17 protein-coding genes are annotated in these 21,274 nt (G+C 63.8%); 8 read left to right on the top strand and 9 right to left on the bottom strand.

From position 1 onward, the window contains the following. Positions 1 to 189 precede the first annotated feature (189 nt). The 3 genes from hemJ (at position 190) to BM279_RS21835 (ending at position 2,637) form a co-directional block, all read left to right on the top strand. The gene (hemJ, locus tag BM279_RS21845; protein ID WP_093507334.1) at positions 190 to 615 is read left to right on the top strand and encodes a protoporphyrinogen oxidase HemJ; all 426 of its coding nucleotides are present in this window, start codon (positions 190 to 192) and stop codon (positions 613 to 615) included. 136 nt (positions 616 to 751) lie between these two features. After that, positions 752 to 1,741 carry a DUF805 domain-containing protein gene (locus tag BM279_RS21840; protein ID WP_093507332.1) on the top strand — a complete coding sequence of 330 codons (990 nt, stop codon included), beginning with the start codon at positions 752 to 754 and terminating at the stop codon, positions 1,739 to 1,741. 107 nt (positions 1,742 to 1,848) lie between these two features. Next, positions 1,849 to 2,637: an SDR family NAD(P)-dependent oxidoreductase gene (locus BM279_RS21835; protein ID WP_093507330.1), complete on the top strand. Its 789-nt coding sequence runs from the start codon at positions 1,849 to 1,851 to the stop codon at positions 2,635 to 2,637. 1 nt (position 2,638) lies between these two features. Here the strand turns inward: BM279_RS21835 and BM279_RS21830 are convergent, their stop codons facing one another. Beyond that, positions 2,639 to 4,120: an AAA family ATPase gene (locus tag BM279_RS21830; RefSeq protein WP_093507328.1), complete on the bottom strand. Its 1,482-nt coding sequence runs from the start codon at positions 4,118 to 4,120 to the stop codon at positions 2,639 to 2,641. Between the two features lie 173 nt (positions 4,121 to 4,293). Here BM279_RS21830 and coq7 point away from each other — a divergent pair, with 173 nt between their 5' ends. Beyond that, positions 4,294 to 4,941, top strand: coding sequence for a 2-polyprenyl-3-methyl-6-methoxy-1,4-benzoquinone monooxygenase (gene coq7 / locus BM279_RS21825; protein ID WP_093507326.1), 648 nt, complete (start codon positions 4,294 to 4,296; stop codon positions 4,939 to 4,941). 40 nt (positions 4,942 to 4,981) lie between these two features. Here coq7 and BM279_RS21820 read toward each other — a convergent pair whose 3' ends face one another. Further along, a complete protein-coding gene (locus tag BM279_RS21820; RefSeq protein WP_093507324.1) occupies positions 4,982 to 5,407 on the bottom strand; it encodes an OsmC family protein in 426 nt (141 codons plus the stop codon). 314 nt (positions 5,408 to 5,721) lie between these two features. Here BM279_RS21820 and crp point away from each other — a divergent pair, with 314 nt between their 5' ends. After that, entirely contained in the window at positions 5,722 to 6,366 is a 645-nt protein-coding gene (gene crp, locus BM279_RS21815) for a cAMP-activated global transcriptional regulator CRP (protein ID WP_013789731.1), read from the top strand. A gap of 35 nt (positions 6,367 to 6,401) precedes the next feature. Here the strand turns inward: crp and BM279_RS21810 are convergent, their stop codons facing one another. The 3 genes from BM279_RS21810 to ptsP are packed head-to-tail and all read right to left on the bottom strand — an operon-like array spanning position 6,402 to position 11,963. Further along, entirely contained in the window at positions 6,402 to 8,138 is a 1,737-nt protein-coding gene (locus BM279_RS21810; RefSeq protein ID WP_093507322.1) for a PTS fructose-like transporter subunit IIB, read from the bottom strand. Positions 8,139 to 8,153: 15 nt separating this feature from the next. Further along, entirely contained in the window at positions 8,154 to 9,089 is a 936-nt protein-coding gene (gene pfkB / locus BM279_RS21805; RefSeq protein ID WP_093507320.1) for a 1-phosphofructokinase, read from the bottom strand. After that, the gene (gene ptsP / locus BM279_RS21800) at positions 9,090 to 11,963 is read right to left on the bottom strand and encodes a phosphoenolpyruvate--protein phosphotransferase (protein WP_093507318.1); all 2,874 of its coding nucleotides are present in this window, start codon (positions 11,961 to 11,963) and stop codon (positions 9,090 to 9,092) included. It lies immediately after the preceding gene. Between the two features lie 152 nt (positions 11,964 to 12,115). Between ptsP and cra the strand changes: the two genes are divergently transcribed. After that, positions 12,116 to 13,105, top strand: a complete 990-nt coding sequence (gene cra, locus BM279_RS21795) for a catabolite repressor/activator (RefSeq protein ID WP_093507316.1) — start codon at positions 12,116 to 12,118, stop codon at positions 13,103 to 13,105. Between the two features lie 45 nt (positions 13,106 to 13,150). On the opposite strand, the gene BM279_RS21790 is transcribed toward cra, so the two are convergent. Further along, on the bottom strand, positions 13,151 to 15,202 hold the full coding sequence (locus tag BM279_RS21790) for an AsmA family protein (protein WP_093507314.1): 2,052 nt from the start codon (positions 15,200 to 15,202) through the stop codon (positions 13,151 to 13,153). Between the two features lie 141 nt (positions 15,203 to 15,343). Between BM279_RS21790 and BM279_RS21785 the strand changes: the two genes are divergently transcribed. Further along, positions 15,344 to 16,126: a TatD family hydrolase gene (locus BM279_RS21785; RefSeq protein WP_093507354.1), complete on the top strand. Its 783-nt coding sequence runs from the start codon at positions 15,344 to 15,346 to the stop codon at positions 16,124 to 16,126. On the opposite strand, the gene ampE is transcribed toward BM279_RS21785, so the two are convergent. The 3 genes from ampE to BM279_RS21770 all read right to left on the bottom strand — a co-directional run bounded on the left by ampE (position 16,123) and on the right by BM279_RS21770 (position 20,096). Next, the gene (gene ampE, locus BM279_RS21780) at positions 16,123 to 16,959 is read right to left on the bottom strand and encodes a regulatory signaling modulator protein AmpE (protein ID WP_093507312.1); all 837 of its coding nucleotides are present in this window, start codon (positions 16,957 to 16,959) and stop codon (positions 16,123 to 16,125) included. The genes BM279_RS21785 and ampE overlap by 4 nt on opposite strands. Then, the gene (gene ampD, locus BM279_RS21775; protein WP_093507310.1) at positions 16,956 to 17,519 is read right to left on the bottom strand and encodes a 1,6-anhydro-N-acetylmuramyl-L-alanine amidase AmpD; all 564 of its coding nucleotides are present in this window, start codon (positions 17,517 to 17,519) and stop codon (positions 16,956 to 16,958) included. Before ampD ends, ampE begins: the two co-directional genes overlap by 4 nt. Before the next feature lie 288 nt (positions 17,520 to 17,807). Continuing rightward, a complete protein-coding gene (locus BM279_RS21770; protein WP_093507308.1) occupies positions 17,808 to 20,096 on the bottom strand; it encodes a DUF1631 domain-containing protein in 2,289 nt (762 codons plus the stop codon). A 289-nt stretch (positions 20,097 to 20,385) separates the two neighbouring features. Between BM279_RS21770 and nadC the strand changes: the two genes are divergently transcribed. After that, entirely contained in the window at positions 20,386 to 21,234 is an 849-nt protein-coding gene (nadC, locus tag BM279_RS21765; RefSeq protein WP_093507306.1) for a carboxylating nicotinate-nucleotide diphosphorylase, read from the top strand. The last annotated feature ends 40 nt before the right edge of the window (positions 21,235 to 21,274 follow it).

The following is a 21,274-nucleotide window of genomic DNA, read 5'->3' as shown; positions in this document are numbered from 1 at the left end:
CCCGGGCACACTGCAAGCGCCCGCAGGCGTTGCCATCGCAAACAAGGGAGAAACGTGCATCGGGTGCCTCGAAAACAGTCGTCAAAGATCTGGATGATAAGGCTCACCCCGCCTGCGGCCAACCGTCTTGATGACTATTGAGATCACGGGCACTAGTATCGCAAGCCCCATCCGAGAAAAGGAACGGCAATGCTTTATCTGTGGCTCAAAGCCCTGCACATCGTCGCCATGGTCTGCTGGTTCGCCGGTCTCTTCTACCTACCACGACTGTTCGTGTACCACGCAATGAGCGAGGACGAAGCAAGCCGCGAGCGTTTCAGCATCATGGAGCGCAAACTCTATCGGGGCATCATGACACCGGCGATGATCGCCACGCTGGTATTCGGCGTCGGCCTCTTGATGCTGGCGCCCGCCTGGATGAGCCAGGGCTGGATGCATGCCAAGCTGGCCCTGGTGATCCTCCTGGTCGGTTACCACCACACGTGCGGCGCCATGTACAAACGCCTGGCCCGTGGCGAGAACAAGCGTAGCCACGTGTTCTACCGCTGGTTCAACGAGGTGCCGGTGCTGATCCTGATCGCCGTCGTCATTCTGGTCGTGGTCAAGCCATTCTGATCCGCCGATGCGTCCTCGCTCGCAAGCTGAGAACCACCGCTCAGCCACATCGAAAATCGCCTCGCCGCCACTTGCCGAACGAATGGCGGCGGGATAGCTTCGGCGACCACTATTGTGCCTGCAGGCAAGGACGCGCATGAGCCAGATCCGCTACAAGATCGTTTTCGATGGAAGCCTGATGCCAGGCAACTCGCTGGACGAGGTCAAAGCCAACCTGGCCAGCCTGTTCAAGAGCGACAGCGCGCGCATCGACGCCCTGTTCGGTCGCGGCCCGGTAGCTATCAAACGTGACCTGGATGAAGCCCAGGCCGAGCAGTATCTCAATGTTCTGCAACGTGCCGGTGCCCGCGCTCGCAAGGAGCCGGATCTTACCGCCGCACTGAGCCTGGTCGAAACCGATGAAGAAAAGGCCGTCAAGGCGGAACAGACGCAGCCGCCACAAACCTCGATGACCTGTCCCAAATGTGGTCACACCCAACAGACCGCAGCAGAGTGCTCGGCGTGTGGTGTGATCATCGAGAAATACCTGGCCCGCCAGGCGGCCGTTGCAGAAACGAGTGCACAGCAGCCAGCGCCGGTTGCTGCCGCTCAGCCACAGACGCCCTACTCGCCGCCCCGCGCGGATATCGATCCTTACGCTGGCCAGGTTGGTGAGCTGAAGATCAATTCGTTCAAAGGTCGTATCGGCCGCATGCGTTACCTGGCCTGGTCACTGGGGCTGCTGTTCGGATTTATTGCCCTCATGGCCGTACTTTCAGCGCTCACGACCGTGGCAGAAACCCTGAGCAGCATCCTGGCGATCGTCGCCTTCATTGGCCTGCTGGTGTTCAGTGCGCAGATCGGCGTGCAACGCCTGCACGACATGGGCTGGTCCGGCTGGTTGTGGCTGCTCAATGTGGTACCGCTTATCAGCAGCGTATTCTGGATCGTCATGATGGTGGTGCCAGGCCCTGCCGGCAGCAACCGCTACGGTCCGCCGCCACCGCCCAACAGCCTGGGCGTGAATCTGGTCGCCGGTATCTTTCTGATTCTGCTCATCGGCGGTCTGCTGATGATCTTCCTCAGCGGTTTCGCCATGCTCGCCGTGTTCGGTGGCTTGTTCGGGGAACTGCTCAAAGGCAGCTGATCGGCTGCCGGGCGGTTTATTTTCTTCGAAGCGCCTGCGATTGCAGCGCCGACAGGTCAGTTGCGGATAGGCTATGCACCTGAACTGTACGGTGTTTGGAGAACCTCATGTCACGTTATGCCCTGGTTACCGGTGCCTCGAGTGGCATCGGCCTGGCGCTGGCCGAAGCGCTGGCCCGCCGCGGGCGTAATCTGATCCTCGTGGCGCGCAAGCGCGATGCGCTGGAAAGCATCGCCTACGAGTTGACCCAACGCTTTTCCGTGGACGTGCTGTTTCGCGTCTGCGACCTCAGCGAACCCCTACAACTCTCCGGGCTGCTCCACGAGCTGGAGCAGAACGGCCAGGTCATCGAGCTGCTGGTGAACAACGCGGGTATCGGTAGCGGCGGCGCCTTCGTCGCGCAGGACTGGCGCCGCGAACAGCAGTTGCTGGAACTCAACGTTTTGGCCCTGGCGCGGCTTTGCCATGCCATCGGCACGGTGATGGCAGCGCGCGGCCATGGGCAGATTCTCAATATCGCCTCGGTCGCTGCCTTCCAGCCCGGCCCTTGGATGAGCAGCTATTACGCCAGCAAAGCCTACGTGCTGCATTTCTCCGAAGGTCTACGCGAGGAGCTGCGCCCGCATGGCGTGAAGGTCTCGGTACTCTGTCCGGGTCCGACCCACAGCGCCTTCTTTCGCAATGCGCAGCTCGACGCCTCGTCGCTCGAGCACGGCAAGCTGATGCTCAGCGCCGAAGAGGTGGCATTGATCGCCGTCCGCGGCCTGGAGCGCAATCGCGCGATCATCGTGCCCGGTTGGCGCAATCGCCTGCTGACGATGGCGCCGCGGCTGTTCCCGCGTTGGCTGGTGCGCCGCATCGCAGCGCGCCTCAATCGCCGCTTCGGCCGCGCCTGACTCAGTTGGCGCTGACCGTCCGCCCGCGCGCCCAGGCCCGCAGTTCGGCGAGGCGTTCGGCCATGATCACCGACAGCGGCGAGGTGGCCTGAATGCCGCGCAGCAGGGTGCCGGTATCGACCGACTGCTGCTGCGCCTGGGCGGCATACAGGGCACTGACCACCACCTGCTCGATCTCGGCGCCGGAAAATCCCTCGGACGCCACCGCCAACTGCGCCAGATCGAAGGCCGAAGGCTCCAGCTCGCGGCGCTGCAGGTGGATACGGAAAATCTCGGCGCGGATTTCGGCCTCCGGCAGATCGACAAAGAACAGCTCGTCGAAACGACCCTTGCGCACCAGCTCCGGTGGCAAACGGTCGATCACGTTGGCGGTGGCGACCATGAACACCGAGGACTTGCGCTCGGCCATCCAGGTCAGCAGCGTACCTAGTACGCGCTGGCTGACGCCGCCGTCCTGATCACCACTGGCCAGGCCCTTTTCGATCTCATCGACCCACAGCACGCACGGCGACATCTGCTCGGCCAGCGCCAGCGCCTCACGCAGGTTGCGCTCGGTCTCACCGAAGAACTTGTTGTATAGGCAGCCGAAATCCAGACGCAGTAACGGTAGTCCCCACAAGCCGGCGACTGCCTTGGCGGCCAGGCTCTTGCCTGAGCCCTGCACGCCGACCAGCAGCACACCCTTGGGAATATCCACGCCTTCGCCGGCGAAGAAGATGCGCTGCCGCTCGCCCAGCCAGCGCTTGAGATTGCTCAGCCCACCGACATCGGCAAACCGCGCCGTATCGTGTTCGTAGCTGAGTACGCCATCGAGGTCGAGCAGCTCGAACTTGGCCTTGTTTAGCTCCGGCAGGTCTTCCTGGGTGATGGCGCCGTCGTCGCAGATCAGGTTGCGCGCCAGCAGCCGCGCTTCCGCGTGGCTCATACCGCGCAGGTTCTTGACCACCTGCTGCAGGGTGCGGTTGTCGGTACGCACCCGGCGATTGCGGTTGCGCTCGCTCCAGTGCGCCGCCTCCTCACGCACGATGGCCAGCAGCTCGTCCTCCCCTGGCAGCGCCACGTTGAAGCGCGCCGCGTAACGCTGCACCTCCGGTGGCAACCTGCAGGCATGGGACACCAGTACCAGGGTCGGCGCATGGGCACCGTCGGCCATGGCCACTTCCTTGAGCAGGCGCACCAGTTTGGGGTTGTCGTCGAGAAACGGATGCAGGTCGCACATTACGTAGAGACTGGCCTGCGGATCGGCCTTGATCAGCCGCAACGCTGCCTCGGGATCGTGGCTGCTGCCATCGGCGAAGGCCTCGCCGGCGATGTCGCCGCGCCGCAAGCCCTCGGTGATCGACCAGGTGAACAGGCTCAGGCCGCGGCGTACCGCCAGGCCGGTGAGGGTTTCCAGCACCCGCCGCTCGTCCCAGGACTCGATCAGCACCAGCTTGACCTTGGAATCAAGTACCAGCCCCAGATCGTGAATGTCGTTCTTCACAGCAACTCCTTATGCCCAAGCGGCAGCCAATAGTCCTGCCAACCACCCGCTGCGAGCAATAGGCGAATGCCGGCAGATAGAAGGGCCGCACAGTTGCGGCGAAAAGACGCTCCAAGCCGTGTACGGGCGGTTTGCGGTAAACTGCCCACTCATGTCATCGCCGGAGAGACCTCATGGCCAACGACCGCCAGTATTCGCCCGTCGACCGCCTGCTGCTGCAGGCCGATATGGCACTGCGCACGCTGCTGCCCTTCAGCGGCCAACCCTCGCGCCCGTCGCCTGCCATCGTCGAACAGGAAGCCGAGCTCGATACCCAGCAGACCCGTCATATCGCCGGGCTGATGCGCATCAACCACACCGGCGAGGTGTGCGCCCAGGCGCTGTATCAGGGCCAGGCGCTGACCGCCAGGCTGCCGCGCGTACGCGAAGCCATGGAGCATGCGGCGGATGAGGAAATCGATCACCTGGCCTGGTGCGAGCAACGCATCCGCCAGCTGGGCAGCCACCCCAGCGTGCTGAATCCGCTGTTCTACGGGTTGTCGTTCGGGGTGGGAGCAGTGGCCGGCCTGGTCAGCGACCGGGTCAGCCTGGGCTTCGTGGCCGCGACCGAGGATCAAGTGGTCAAGCACCTGGACGAACATCTGGAACAGATCCCCGAGCAGGACAACAAGTCCAGGGCCATTCTCGAACAGATGCGCAGCGATGAACTGGAGCACGCCAACAGCGCGCTGGATGCCGGCGGAGTTCGCTTTCCCGCTCCGGTCAAGCTGGGCATGACGCTGCTGTCCAAGGTCATGACCAAAACCACCTACCGCATCTGAAGCGGTCGATCACAGGGCGACGTTAAGTCGCCCTGTTCATTCAGGCGCCCAGTTCGACGATTTCGTAATCGTGGGTGATTTCCACGCCGGCGCGGCCGAGCATGATCGACGCCGAGCAGTACTTGTCCGCCGACAGTTCCACAGCGCGCTTGACCTGCGCTTCCTTCAGACCACGGCCCTTGACCACGAAATGCAGGTGGATCTTGGTGAACACCTTGGGATCTTCAGACGCGCGCTCGGCCTCCAGAAAGGCTTCGCAGCTCTCGACCGGCTGACGGGACTTCCTGAGAATGCTCACCACGTCGAAGTTGCTGCAGCCACCCAGGCCGATCAACAGCATTTCCATAGGGCGCACGCCCAAGTTGCGGCCGCCGCTCTCGGGTGGCCCGTCCATCACGACGGCATGACCGCTGCCCGACTCGCCTAGAAACAGCGCTTCACCGGCCCATTGAACGCGAGCTTTCATCGTTGCAGCTCCTCATATGCAAAAGGCCGGCAGCTTATCACAGCGCGGCATTTGCACCGCGAGGCACGGATACTGTTAGAGTTCCCACCGTAACGTGCAACACCTCACAAATCGGACCACTGGTCGGCGCTGCCACCGATGATGATGCCGTTTTAATGGCACAATTCGATGCATGAGGTATGACGACGCTTCTGACTGATAACAACAAAGTAGTCATCCGGGCCGCACTATCAGCGCACCACCTTGCCCCGGAGCAGGACAGCGTCACCGAATTTCGCCTTTCACAGGCCTTCTTCATTTATTGGAATTCAGGCATGGTCGCTATCACGCTTACGCCCAAGGTCAAAAACTTCGACAAGCTGCTGTCCCACTGCCATCGCCGTCGCTACACGGCCAAGAGCACCATCATCTATGCCGGTGACCGCAGCGAAACGCTGTACTTCATCGTCAAGGGCTCGGTCACCATCCTCATCGAGGATGATGACGGCCGCGAGATGATCATCGCCTACCTCAACCCGGGCGACTTCTTCGGCGAGATGGGTCTGTTCTGCAAGGAAGGCGCCGAGAAAGAGCGCAGCGCCTGGGTTCGCGCCAAGACCGAGTGCGAAGTGGCCGAACTGAGTTATGCCAAGTTCCGCGAACTGACCCAGCAGGACCCGGACATCATGTTCGCCCTGGGCTCGCAGATGGCCGAGCGCCTGCGCAACACCACCCGCAAGGTCGGCGACCTGGCATTCCTGGATGTTACCGGCCGAGTAGCGCGCACCCTGCTCGACCTGTGCAAGCAGCCGGATGCCATGACCCACCCGGACGGCATGCAGATCAAGATTACCCGCCAGGAAATCGGCCGTATCGTCGGCTGCTCGCGGGAGATGGTCGGCCGCGTACTCAAGTCCCTGGAAGAGCAGGGCCTGGTGTTCGTGAAAGGTAAGACCATGGTGGTCTTCGGGACGCGATAAAAAAACGGGGCATCGATCGATGCCCCGTTTCTCTTTCAGGCCTTGGCGGCCACCGCCAGGGCTTCGACTTCAGGCCGTTTGATCAGCGCGTAGACCACACCGGTCACCAGGCTGCCCGCCACGATCGCCAGCAGATACAGCAACGCATGGTTGATGGCGTTGGGGATCAGCAGCACGAACAGGCCGCCGTGCGGCGCCATCAGCTTGCAGCCGAAGTACATCGACAGCGCACCGGTCAACGCACCACCGGCGATGCTCGCCGGGATCACACGCAGCGGATCCTTCGCAGCGAACGGGATCGCCCCCTCCGAGATGAAGCATAGCCCCAGCACGCCAGCGGCCTTGCCGGCCTCACGCTCGGTCTGGCTGAACTTGCGGCGCGCCAGCACGGTGGCGATGGCCATGCCGATGGGCGGCACCATGCCGGCAGCCATGGTCGCGGCCATCGGCGCGTAGCTCTGCGAGGCCAGCAGGCCGACCGAGAACGCATAGGCTGCCTTGTTGATCGGCCCACCCAGGTCCACGCACATCATGCCGCCGAGCAGCAGCCCAAGCAGGATGGCATTGGTGGTGCCCATGTTCTGCAGGAACGACTCCAACGAGGCCATGATCGCGGCTACGGGCGTGCCCACCACATAGATCATCGCCAGACCGGTCACCAGGCTCGCCAGCAGCGGAATCAGCAGGATCGGCTTCAGTGCCTCGATGCTCTGTGGCAGGCGCAGCCAGCGATTCAGCGCCAACGCCAGGTAACCAGCCAGGAAGCCGGCGATGATGCCGCCCAGAAAACCAGTGCCCAGAGCACTGGCTAGCATGCCGCCGATCATGCCCGGCGCCAGGCCAGGACGGTCGGCAATCGAATAGGCGATATAGCCGGCCAGTACCGGAATCATCAGTGCGAAGGCGGCGTCACCACCGATCTTCATCAGCGCGGCCGGCAGCGTGCCAGGTTCCTTGAACGCCTCGATGCCGAACACGAACGACAGGGCGATCAGCAAACCGCCCGCCACCACCATCGGCAACATGAAGGACACACCGGTCAGCAGGTGCTTGTAGGGGCCGCTCCTGGTCGCGGGCTTGCCGCTCTCGGCGCTCTGCGCCTGTCCTGCGCCCTGCTGCAGCACGCCTTCGGCCAGCGCTTTCTGCAGCGTCTGCTTCGGCTGTTTGAGGGCGACACCCGTGCCACAGCGATAGACTTTCTTGCCGGCGAAGCGGTCGGTTTCCACTTCGATATCGGTGGCCAGCAGCACCACGTCGGCTGCTTTGATGCTCGCCTCATCGAGCAGATTGCGCGCACCGACCGAGCCGCGGGTCTCGACCTTCAGGTCGTAGCCCAGTTGCTCGGCCGCCTGTTGCAGCGCCTCGGCGGCCATGAAAGTATGCGCCACACCGGTCGGGCAGGCGGTGATCGCCACCAGTTTCGGCTTACCGTTGGCGGGTGCAGCAACCGGCGCGACCTGTTCGAGTACCTGCGCCTGCTCGGCAGCGACCAGCAGGAACTGTTGCGGATCAGCCAGTGCTTCGGACGGCGTGGACTGCACCACGCGCTTGCCGACGAAGCGCTGCAGATCCAACTCGCCGGTCTTGACCACCAGTACCAGCTCCGCCGCCTCGATGGCCGCCGCGCTCAGCGGCGAGCCAATGGCCTTGGCATCATGCACTTCGACCTGAGTGGACCAACCCAGGCGCTCGGCCGCCGCCTGCAGCAGGCGGGAACACAACACGCTGGTGACCTGACCATTGGGGCAGGCAGTAACGATCAGCACATTCATTGCAGCGACCTCTAATTATTGTTTCGACGTGACAGTCACGCCCACTTCCAGGCGGGCGAGCTGTTGCCGATCGTGAATTCCGAAACCGATTTGCGTGACTGCCTGGGCAGCGACAGCAGTGGCCAGGCGCAAGGTGCGCTCGGCAGGCCAGTCACTGAGCAAGCCATGCAGGGTGGCGGCAAGCAGCGAATCGCCGGCACCCACGGTGCTGGCCACCTCGACACGCGGCGGCTGGGCATTGAGCACGCCATGGGGGCCGAACCAGTCGGCACCTTGCGAGCCGCGCGAGAGCAGCACATGCTCGACCCCGGTGGCGCGCAGCTTGCCGACGGCGGCATCGAGTTGTTCGGACGATGCCTGCTGCAGATCACAAGCCTCGGCCAGCTCTTCCTCGTTGGGCTTGATCAGCCATGGGCTGGTCGCCAGACCGGCACGCAGCGCCGCTCCGCTGGTGTCCAGCGCTACCGGCAGGCCGGCGGCCGTCAGACGACGCAAGAATGCGGCGAACCATTCGACCGACACGCCGCGCGGCAGGCTGCCGGCGACCACCACGGCGTCATGGCCGGCTGCGATCTCATCCAACTGGGCGAGCAGCTGCGCCTGGTGAGCCTCGTCCACCTCGGGGCCCGGCCCGTTGAGGTCGGTGATGCGTCCGTCGCGCTCGGCGAGCTTGATGTTGCTGCGCGTCTCGCCGGGCACCCGCACGAAGGCATCGGTAAAGCCGCGACGGTGCATCAGTTGCTCGAACGGCGCGGCATTGGCCTGGCCGAGAAAGCCGCTGACCGTGACTTTATGGCCAAGGTCAGCCAGCACCTGGGCCACGTTGAGCCCCTTGCCCGCCGCGTGAGTGGTCATGCCCAGGCTGCGGTTGACGTTGCCGGCTTGCAGGGTGTCGAGGCTGACGGTCAGGTCCAGCGCCGGGTTGAGGGTCAGGGTAAGGATTCGCGCCATTTACTTCGCCTCCTCGACCAGCGCGCGCACCGCGGTGGCGCTTGGCAGCAGCAGCGCCTGGCGGGCCTGAGCCTGGCAGTGCTGCAGATCCAGCTCGCGCACCCGCGCCTTGACCAGCGGAATGCTGCGCGCCGCCACGCTCAGTTCGTCGACACCCAGGCCAACCAGCAGCGGTACGGCGAGCATGTCGGCAGCCAGCTCGCCACAGACACCGACCCACTTGCCTTCGGCATGCGCGGCCTCGACGGTCATGCCGATCAGGCGCAGTACCGAAGGATGCAGGCCATCGGCCTGGGCGGACAGCGTCGGATGGCCACGGTCGATGGCCAGGGTGTACTGGGTCAGGTCGTTGGTGCCGATGCTGAAGAAGTCCACCTCGCGGGCCAGTACGGGTGCCAGCAGCGCAGCAGACGGCACCTCGATCATGATGCCCAGCTGCAGATCACTGAGCGGAATCTCCTGGCGCAGCTTGTCGACCATTTCCCGCGCGGTACGCCACTCTTCGACCTGGCCGACCATCGGGAACATGATGCGCAGCGGGCGACCTTCGGCGGCCTGCAACAGTGCACGCAACTGGGTTTCCATGATGTCCGGGCGCTGCAAGATCAGGCGGATGCCGCGCACACCGAGGAAGGGGTTTTCCTCTTCGGGCATCGGCCAGTAAGGCAGCGGCTTGTCACCGCCGACATCCAGGGTACGTACCACCAGCGGACGACCCTGCAGGGCGTCGAACACGCGGCGGTACTCGGCTTCCTGGGTCGCCACATCCGGCGCCTGGCCATGATTCATGAACACCAGTTCGGTACGCAGCAGCCCTACCGCTTCTGCGCCCAGTTCGACCGCGCCGGCCGCCTCGCCGCTGGCGCCGATGTTCACGGCCACCTCGACGGCATGACCGTCGCGGGTGTGCGCCGGCTGCAGGCGTTCGCCATGGGCTCGCTCGCGACGCTGCTCGCTGGCCTGCCGCTCACGCTCGGCCTGGTCCAGGGTCGCCTGGTCCGGCTGCACCCACAACTGGCCGCGGTCGCCGTCGAGCAGCAAAGCCGTACTTTGCTCCAGCAACAACAGGCTTTCACCGGCGCCGACTACACAGGGAATCCCCAGGGCACGGGCGATGATCGCGCTGTGGGCGGTCGCCCCGCCGCGGGCGGTGACGATGCCGGCCACGCGCTGGCGATCCAGGCTGGCGACATCCGACGGGCCGACTTCGCCCATCACCAGAATGTAGGGTTCGACCGGCTCCTGCGGCGCTTCGACGCCACACAGATGCGCCAGCACGCGGCGGCCAACGTCACGTAGATCCGCCGCTCGCTCGGCCAGCAGGGCGTCGTGCAGGGATTCCTGCTGCGCGGCGGCCGCTTCGATCTCGCCAATCCAGGCGGCCTGGGCGCTGGCACCGTTGGCCAGGCGCGCGTCGACATCCTCACGCAGCGCCGGGTCGCGGAGCATCGCCTGATGGGTGACGAAAATCTCGCGAATGCTGGCCTCCTCGCTTCGCTCGACCAGGCGCTGGATTTCGCCATCGATGTGCTGCAGCGCCTCATTCAGACGCTGACGCTCAGCCGCCACACCCTCGCCAAGTTCAGGGTAATCCAGTTTCGGCATGCGCCGCACGAACGCCGGGCCACTGGCGATACCGGGCGAGGCCGCCACCGCATGCACACGCGAACCGGCTACCGGAGCGACGACGGTTTCCTTGGTAGGCGACTCGGCGACTGGCTCGGCAGCGTTCTCGACCTGTTCGGGCAGCGGCTCGACGTCTTCACCCAGGCCGGCGCGAACCGCCGCCTCGATGGCCGGCAAGGCCTGCTCGGCGATGGCCGGGTCGGCACTGAACTCCAATACCTGGCCGCGGCGCGCGCCGAGGGCCAACAACTTGCTCAGGCTCTTGGCCGATACGGTGGTCTCGGCGCCATCGGCTAGGCGTACGCGCACTTCACCGTCAAAGCCCTGGGCGATTTCGCTCAGGGTCTTGGCCGGGCGTGCGTGCAGACCGTGGGCGTTGGCCAGGGTGATGCGCAGGCTTGGCCAGTCGGCCGGCAGCTCGGCACCGAGCGCTTCGAGTACGCTGCGGCTAGTGGTGGCCTGGGTGAGCATGTCGCCCTGACCGGCAATCAGCAGATCACACAGGCGCTCGAGTACCTGACGATGCCCTTCACCCAGGCAGGCCAGGCAGAACAGGCCCGCCACCGGCTGATCACCACGCTGCAGCGGCTGCGCTGGGGTCACGAACGCCAGGCCCGGGCGCTCGACGCCCTGCTCGCTGCTCAGCCACCACAGCCCGTTGCCCAGAGGCAGCGGCTCGGCCTGCACCAGATTGGCCGCGTAACCGGCGCCCGCGCAGCCGGCCTTTTTCAGCAGACGCGCGCCCTGCCAGGTCAGCTCGTCGAGGTCGTCAGCTTGAACACTCAGATTCACCAGCTGTGCATCCAGCGCCAACTCCGGTGCGGCGCCCTGCAGCAAGGCAAGGATCGCCTCGGCATCCACCGCCTCGCGCAGGGCCTGGCTCAGGTCGCCCTCGCCGAGCGCACGAGTGAGCAGTTGCAGCAGGTGCAGGTGCTCGTCGGAACGTGCGGCAATGGCGATGGCCAGGTAAACCCGCTGGCCTTCACCCCAGTCCACACCCTCAGGAAATTGGATCAGCCGCATGCCGGTCTCGAACACCTGATCACGGGTTTCCGGGGTGCCGTGGGGAATGGCGATACCCTGCCCCAGATAGGTCGACCCTTGGCGCTCCCGCGCCTGCATACCATCCAGATAACCGGCCGCCACCAGGCCGTCGGCGACCAGATTCTCGGCAAGCAAGGCCAGCGCCTGCTGCTTGTCGACGGCCTCTCGGCCCATCTGGATTTGCGAAGGGTGTAGTTCGAGCATGACGTTTTCTCCTGGAGCAAGCCCGACTGCAGGCGGGCTTGGCGGACATTCTTGTTAGCTTAGTCGACTCGTTTGCTGAATCGTTTCATCTAGCACTGGCACGTTACCTGATAATGGGTAATCCTTGAAGGCCTGGCAGAGGAGATGACCATTTGAAGTTGACCGACATCGCCCGCCTGGCCGGCGTTTCCGTGACCACGGCCAGCTACGTGATCAACGGGCAGGCCGCCAAGCGTCGTATCAGCGCAGCTACCGTGCAGCGTGTGCTCGAAGTCGTCGAAGCGCACGACTATCGCCCCAACACCCAGGCCGCCGGCCTGCGCCGCGGGGAAAGCCGCTGCCTTGGCTTCATCCTCCCGGACCTGGAAAACCCGAGCTACGCGCGCCTGGCCAAGCTGCTCGAACAGCGCGCCCGGGCAGCGGGCTATCAGCTGCTGATCGCCAGCTCCGATGACCAGCCAGACAGCGAACGCCAGCTCCTCGAACTGTTCCGCTCGCGCCGCTGCGATGCGCTGATCGTCGCCAGTTGCCTGCCCCAGGACGCACCCGACTACCGCCATCTGGTCGCCGCCGGCACGCCGGTGATAGCCGTCGACCGCGCCCTGGATCCCGAGCATCTCTATTCGGTGGTCAGCGATGACTGTAAGGCCGGCGAACAATTGACCCGCAGCCTGATACAACCGGCCCAGCGCCATGCCGCGCTGATCGGCGCCCGGCTGGAATTGCCGATCAGCCAGGCCCGCGAGCAGGGTTTCCGCGAGGCACTGACCGGCTTCGACGGGTTGATCAGTGTCAGCCACGGCGAGCAGTTCAGCCGCCAGTGGGGGTACCGGCAAATGAAGGAACTGCTGACCAAGGGCGGCCTGCCGGATGTACTGGTAACCACCGCCTACGTGCTGCTCGAGGGCGTGCTCGACGCGCTGCACGAACACCCGGAGCAGGACACTCATACGCTGCGACTCGGCACCTTCGGCGACGCCCAGCTGCTGGACTTCCTGCCGCTGCGAGTGAACGCCATATCTCAGCAGCACGAGTGTATTGCCGAACGGGTGTTCGATCGCCTGCTCGACGCTCTGGACGGCAGCTACCACCCGGGCCTGGATGCCATCGAGCGGGGCCTGAAGATACGTTTCAAGCCCTAGCTCGGCGCGAAAGACCTCCTCACCCGGAGGTCTTTCGCACAGCCCTTAGCGCCCCTGGCGAATCTGCTGCAGCAGCGGTTCGCACTCATTGGGCTGATCGCCACTGGGGGCGACCAGCGCCACCAGGCCGGCGGCTGGCGCGACCAGCGCGCCGAGGGCCAGCATGCCGGCGCCACGCAAAACCAGCGGCCCGGCCTTCACGCCGGGGTTCGGGTTCTTGAAGGTGCCGCGTACGTACAGTGGCGACCGCAACGAGAAGATCCGCAGGCCCTTGGACTCGGGGGTAATGGTCAGGTCGAGTTGCTCGTTGCCGAAGTTCACCGTGCCGTCCACGCCGATCAGCGCATTCTCGGTGTCGATCACCATCAATTGCGGGCGCATCACGCCCTGCTTGATATCGAGATTGGCGGCCGCGCAGTTGATCTCTACCTCGTTATCGCCGAACAGTCGGCCGACCAGATAGTTACCGACGTTCAAGCCGGCGATTTCCATCAGGTTACGGCTGACCCGGCCATCGTTGATCAGCAGTTTGACGTGCCCATTGGCGCTGCCCAGCAGGGTCGCCACCGAATTGCCGGTGCCGCTGATGGCCGCATCGCCATTCAAGGCGCCGAGACTGCTCTGCATCACCTCGACATTGGGGAACAGCTGGCGCAGGCGAAAATTACGCGCACTGAGCTGAGCCTGGGCGCGGAGCGGTGTGGCGCTGCCGTCCAGGCGCAGCGTGGAATCTAGCCGGCCACCGGCCACGCCAAAGCGCAACGGCTCCAGGCTGAGGTTGCCGTTATCGAGCACCACATGGGTGAACAGGTCGGTGAAGGGCAGTTGCTCGCTGTGCACGATGCGCTTGCCTGTGAAACTGACGTCGGCGTCCATGTCGCGCCAGCGCTCGGTGCGAAACTCCTCCACGGGCAGCACCTTGTTACCGGGCTGAACGCTCGCCGCACCACGCTCCTTCTTCTCCGCATTGGAATCGGCACCGATCAGCGGCGCCAGGTCGGCGAAGCGCAACTGGTTGGACACCAACGCCCCGGAGAGCTTCGGTCGTGGCTTGCGGGCCACGAAGGTGAGATCGCCGTGGATGTCGCTGTCACCGATGCGGCCATTGAATTTCTCGTAGCGAAACAGCGGGCCGTCCGGATCCTGCAGTTGGCCAACCAGTCGCCCGTCTGTGGAATAGGCCGGCGTATCGGGCAGCGTAACGCCGGTCAGCGGGTACAGGTTGCCAAGGCTGGCGCCCGACAGGCGCAGACGCAGATCCAGGGCGCCCAGGTTCTTCGGATCGGTCAGGGTGCCGGCTACCTGCACCCGCGTGGTACCGGCGCGTACATCGGCCTGCACGGGGAATGGCACCTGGGCATCCTGCAGGGCCAGCAAACCGCCGATGCGGCCATTGCCGCTCAGGGCCTGGCCCTTGTAACGGCCCTTGGCCTGCCAGGCGAAGGCGTAATCCTGCGGCTGCGCGGCGCCCTCCTCCACTTGGTTGGCCGCCTTGCCGACGATCTCGGCAAAGGCGATCGGCTTGCCGAGCGGCTCGACCTGCAGGTTCACACTGGCCTGGGAAACCTTGTCGTCGACGCTGACCCGCGCCTTGTCGAAGCCGATGGTGCCGATGTCCATCACCCAGGGCGAGGCACTGTCCTCTTCCGGCTGCTCTTGCTCACCGAGATCGAAAGTCCAATTGGCGCGCCCATCGGCCAGGCGCTCCAGCACAGCATCGGCGCCGGTCAGCTGGATGCGCGGGATCGACACGGTTTTCCACAGCAGCGGCAAGGGCGACAGGCAGGCTTCGACCCGCTCAAGATAAACGAAGTGCTCGCCCTTGGCCCACTCGGGGTTGCCCAGGCTAAGCTGCTCGGCAGACACGTGGGGCCAGGGCACCCAGGCGCGCAGGCCCGGCTCGTCGGGTTCACGCTGCCAGCGCACGGCGAGATTGCCCTCGATGGCGAACGGACGGTTGAGCGCTTCGGAAACCCGTGCATTGATGGTGGGCTTGAGCAGATTCCAGTCGAACAGCACCAGAAACAGCATCAGGGCTGCGATCAGTAGCAGGAGACTGGCAAGGCACCAGCCGAGTATCTTGCGAAGACGCATCATGCGGCGGCCCCTTTTTATCGGCGATCCCCACAATCGCCGTCCCTGATCGTTCGACTGGCCAATACCGCCAATGACTCACAGAATGTTGTCATGCAGGCGCACAAACCTGCCGCCCTTACAACCTCGACCCTCGGCGGGCCCATGCAGCTGATCGACACCCATACCCACCTCGACTTCCCCGACTTCGATGCAGACCGCCAGCAAGTGCTTGCCGAAGCGCGCGCTCTGGGCGTCGAGAAACTGGTGATATTGGGCGTCGAGCATGGCAACTGGCAGCGCCTGTGGGATCAGGTGCTGGCCCACGACGGACTATACGCGGCCTTCGGCCTGCACCCGGTTTATCTGGAAAGCCATCAGCCTGGAGATGTACAGCGGCTGGAGCAGTGGCTGCTGGAGCGGCAAGGTCATGAGAAGCTCTGCGCGGTGGGCGAATTTGGCCTGGATTACTACTTGCCGGAGCTGGACCGCGAACATCAGCAGGTGCTGTTCGAGGCGCAACTGGAACTCGCACAACGCCTCGAGCTACCAGTTTTGCTGCATGTGCGACGCGCCCATGCCCAGGTGATCGCCACCCTGAAACGCTTCAAGCTCAAGCGTGCCGGCATCATCCATGCCTTTGCCGGCAGCTACGAAGAAGCGCGGGAATATATGAAACTGGGTTTCAGGCTGGGGTTGGGCGGTGCAGCGACCTGGCCCCAGGCCAACCGCCTGCGCCAGGTCATCCCGCGCCTGCCGCTCGACGCCGTGGTACTGGAGACCGATTCACCGGACATGGCGCCGGCCATGTACCCGCATATCCGCAACAGCCCGGTTCACCTACCGGCGATCTGCCACGAGCTCGCCACGCTATTGGCGGTAGAGTCTGAGGAACTGGCCGCCGCCAGCAGCCGCAATGCCGCCGAGCTGTTCGGCTGGCGGATTTAGAAGAGCAGCGTCCACAGCGCGATAGCGGCATACCAAAGGATGGCCGCACGCACCAGCAACTGCCACAGACTGTCCAGGGTGGTCACGCCCGCTTCGCCAAGAGCCGGTTCCGGTGTTTCAGCAGCGGAACGTGCCGCACCGGCCGCCAATTGCGCAGCCGAAATGTCCCAGCTCAGCACTTCGTGCAGCAAGGCGCGGCTGACCGCGATGAAATTCCCGACCAGCGCGAAGCTCGCCGCCAGCACCCGCACCGGCAACCAGTCGAAGGCGTGACGCAGCTGCCCCGCGCGCTCACGCAGCGCTTCGGATTGGCCATGCTCGACGATCAGCGCCAACAGGCGGTAAGCCAAAGCGGCGAGCGGGCCGAGCAACACGTACCAGAAGATCACCGCGAAAAAGCTCTGATAGGCCTGCCAGACCAGATAGGTCTGCACGTTCGATAGCAGCGTCGACTCGCCTTCAGCCTGCACGCCCAAGTCACGCTGAGCGACCAGATACGCCGCCTCGCCGTCACCGCGCCGCCAGCTATCGCGAAACGGCCCGAGCGCTGTCAGCAGATCACCACAGCCCAGGCTGTAGATCACCACCAGCAGATGGATCGGCAACAGCAACCAGCCATAGGCCAGCGGCGCCAGCAATTTCAGGACCGCAGCCAGAATCAGCAGTGGCACACCAACCAACAACGTGATGGCCAGCCAGGGCGAATCACTGGTGGTGCCGCCACGCTCCATGCGAGCCAAGGCGCGCAGCCAGGGTTCGTCCTGCTGGATACGCTGGCGCCAGGAGGAAAACTTCTCCACCCACAGCACCAGCAGCAACACCAGGAAACTCATGATGCCTCCTTATCAGTCATCAGTGACGCGCGCAGCCGCGCCCAGTCGAATGCCGGCCCTGGGTCGGTCTTGCGGCCCGGGGCGATATCGCTATGCCCACAGATGCGCGCCGATGTGATGGCCGGGTAGGCCTGCTGCAGCGCGCGCGTCAGTTGCGTTAGCGCAGCGTACTGCGCATCCGTGAACGGTAAATGATCGGTGCCTTCGAGTTCGATGCCCAGGGAAAAATCGTTGCAGTTCTCGCGCCCCTCGAAGGACGACACCCCGGCGTGCCAGGCACGATCCAGGCAGGACACGAACTGCACCATGCTGCCATCGCGTTCGATCAGAAAATGCGCCGATACCGTCATGCTGGCGATGCCGGCGAAATACGGGTGAGCATCGGCCTGCAGACAGTTGGTGAAGAACGCCTGCACCTGGCCGGTGCCGAATTGGCCCGGCGGCAGACTGATGTTGTGGATGACCAGCAGGGAAATCTCGCCCTGCGGACGCTTGTTGAAGTTGGGCGAAGGACAGTGCTGAATCCCCTGATACCAGCCGTCTTCGAGTCGCTTGCGCATAGGTGTTCCCCGAGTTTGCGCACACTCTAGGGGCTGACCAGCCTCTGGTGCAAGTCGTGGCGCGGCGCAGGATTCGGCGTCGCCCATAACGACTCACGGCCCTGACGGGCCGTGAGAAATGTATCGAGCAGAAGAATCGAGAGTGTTAGCAGGCCGTTGAAAACGTAGGCGAGGCAGCCAGTACAAGGCAAAAAAAACCGAAAAAGCGGAGTGTACGAGCTGTACATGAGCATTTTGAGGCTGTTTTTAACGCAGCAGTGGCAACGTAGGTAGTTTTTCAACAGCCTGTTAGGCGCCCTTGAGACGGCGCAGGTTGCCAATCACCGACTCCAGGGCGCGGTCGAAGAGCAGCGCATCATCGAGTAGCCTGACCGCGTTGCGGCGAAACTCCACGGCCAGGCCCATGCGGGTCTTCTCGAGCACTTTCATGCCCGTGCGGTTGACGAAGATGTACTTGCCGGTCGGCTTGATGATGGCTGCCAGCTTGCAGCGCAGCTTGTGCTCGTCGTCTTCCTGGAATTCGACCCAACTGCCGACGCGCAGGGCATCGACATAGCGCAACGACTCATCGTCGTCGGCCAGCACAGGCTCGTCCTGCGGCTCGCTGCGCGGTTGCCCCGGCGCTTCGAGCACGATTTCCTCGACGATCTCGACCATAGCCGAAATGCTGCTCTCTTCTTCCGGCTGCAGGTCGAGCAATGGCAGCTCGATACCAACGGCGGAAAGCGCTGAGCGCTGAACTTCATCGGATTCGGTGGGTGCCGGACGCTCGGCATCGGGAATGGCACGCTTGAAGCGTTGAAAGGCCTGCACGTGCAGCGCTTCGAGCTGGCTGAAGAATTCGCTGGTGGAGAACGGATCGAACGCCGCACTGGCCATGCCTTCACGCAGCGCCTTGAGCAAGCCGGGCACCAGTTCTAGCAGACGCAGGCGGGCTTCCGGGTTCTCGTGGGGCTCCACGCTCCAGATCAGGTCGTCCATGGTGGCGAGGGTGCTCTGCCACTGTTCGGAATCGGTGCCGTGCTTGAGGCAGGTCAGCATCATGACCTTGCTCCAGGCTTCGCGCAGCAGACGCACCACCACCTCGGGCAGGGTCTTGCCGAGCAGGCGATCATTTAGCGCCTGTTCCACTTCGCGGCGGGCCATCTCGGCGCGCGCACTGCCCTCTTCGGCGTCGCGAGTGCGCTGCTCGAGCAGCTCGCTACGGCGGCGCTCGTCGCCGGTGAAGGCCAGGAAATCAGACAGCAGCTCGGAGAAGATCGCCGGATCATCGGTGAAATCATTGAGCAGTCGCTGCACGACCTGCTCGATCTTCTGATACAGACTGTCGCGCTGGTTGCTGTCGTGGTCGCCCCAGCCCAACGCCGCGGTGGCGATTTCATTGAGCAGGCGACGCGCCGGATGGCTGCCGCGACTAAAAAACGTCTTGTCGAGTACTGCGACCTTGAGCATCGGAATCTGCAAACGGGCGATCAGCGCCTTCAGCGAATCCGGCAGACTGCGGTCATCGAGGATGAATTCGAACAGCATCGACACCAGGTTGATGACGTCTTCATCGACTTCACCGACTACGCGCACGCGGCCACTCTTGGCGCTGGCGCGGGTCAGCAGGTGCTCGAGCTGGGCGCGCAAATCGACGTCCAGAGGGGCCTGGATCGGCGCGCGCTGCTGCATGTGGGAAAGCAGACGCATCAGGTCGTTGGTGGAAATCGGCATGGCATTGGCCGGCGCGTGGCGGCGTGGCGCGATACCTTCGCGGGTTTGCGACAGCAATTCCTGCAGCGCACCAAATACCTCGCGGACTTCGTCATCGGCCATATCGCCAGAACGCTGGAAGCCTTCCAGCGCATCACTGCGCTCCGGACGGGAGCGACGCGTCGGCACAGCCTTGAGCTCCGGCAACACACCGGCTTCGATCAGCAAGGCATTGGAATCGCTGTACAGCTGTTCGAGGCCGCTAAGCACGTACTTTTCGAACAGCTTCAGAATGATCAGCTTGACCTTGATCTCGACGCCAAGGCCGCTGCACGACTCGAGGAACAGCTCACTGAGCAGAACCGGACCGAGGGGATTGGATTTGTCGTCGAGCTTCTTGCTGACGATGGCGTTCAAGCGCGTGGTCAGGTGGGTAAGCGCCACCTGATCACGGCTCAGCACCTTGGCAATCATCGAATCCAGAGCGACGGTTTCTTCCAGCTCGTCATTCTGTACTAGGGACAGGCTATCGAAGGACACCGCATCCAGAGTCGGCGCCTTGCCGACGACCACATGCTGATTCAGACCGGCGAATGATTCGAAGACGCGCTGCAGGAAGCCACGCTCGATCCCCTTGCGCTTGAGGCGCAGGTCACGCATGGCTTCGAAAAAGGAATTTTGCTCGGCGTTACTGGTGGCGCGATCCGCCATGTCGAAAAGGGTGTCGTCGGCGTTATCGAACAACGCCTGCAGTGCCTGTTTGAGCTGATTAGCGGCACGGTCGCGAACCTGAATGAGCGATGCAGGCAACCTCGCAGCCGCGGGGTGGGCCGTGTCGGGAACCATCTTGTTAAGATGCACCACGTTGGCATCGGTTTTCATCAGGATCTCCTGCGCAGAGCGCTGGCGAAGCAGACTGGAACAGGAATGCGAGCACCTTCAAACGTCAAGGGTATGACGTCAATACTCCTGCATTAAAACATATCGGATTGCTGCAGGAGATGCCAAGGCAATTTCTTGCAGATATGAAATGCATCACAGCCAATCCGACAGGGTACCGGCGGACTGGCTATGTGACCGACCGTTACGGTCTGGGTTCATTTTTACCCGATGAACGTAACAGCACCCTCCGCAGCCTTTATAATCGCCGCCTCAGCCAATCGGAGGCGCCATGCCGAACCTACTGCTTACCGAGCTTCGTGCCGAAATCGAGGCCAATGTCCGCCGCAGCCTGCGCGAGGATATCGGCAGCGGCGACATCACCGCCCAGCTGATTCCTGAGTCGCGCCTGGCCAATGCTACCGTGATCACCCGTGACGACGCGGTGATCTGCGGCACAGCTTGGGTCGATGAGGTGTTTCACCAGCTCGATGCCCGCGTCGCCGTACACTGGCAGGTGCAGGACGGCCAGCAGGTAACGCCCAACCAGGCGCTGTTCCACCTCGAAGGCCCGGCGCGGGCGCTGCTCAGTGGCGAACGCACGGCGCTGAATTTCCTGCAGACCCTGTCAGCCGTGGCCACTCGCTGCCAACACTACGCCAATCTGGTGCAGGGCACCGGCGTGAAGCTGCTTGATACCCGCAAGACCCTGCCCGGTTTGCGCCTGGCGCAGAAGTACGCGGTCACCCAGGGCGGCTGCCACAACCACCGCATCGGTTTGTTCGATGCCTTCCTGATCAAGGAAAACCATATCGCGGCCTGCGGCGGCATCGCAGCAGCGGTAACCGCTGCGCGCGGTATCGCGCCGGGCAAGCCGGTCGAGGTGGAAGTGGAAAGCCTGGATGAGCTGCAGCAAGCCCTCAACGCCGGCGCCGATATCATCATGCTCGATGAACTGTCGACCGATGAAATGCGCCAGGCGGTGGCGATCACCGCAGGCCGCGCCAAGCTGGAGGCCTCCGGCGGCATCAATGACAGCACCCTGCGCGGTATCGCCGAGACCGGGGTGGATTACATCTCCATCGGCACCCTGACCAAGGACGTCAAGGCGGTGGACCTGTCGATGCGTCTATCTTTATAAGCAGCAGACAGAACAACGGCGCCCTCGGGCGCCGTTTGTG

The organism is Phytopseudomonas straminea (assembly GCF_900112645.1).
GTDB lineage: Bacteria > Pseudomonadota > Gammaproteobacteria > Pseudomonadales > Pseudomonadaceae > Aquipseudomonas > Aquipseudomonas straminea.
The sequence above is the reverse complement of the archived record's forward strand: the minus strand, read 5'-3'. Positions and strand labels throughout refer to the sequence as shown.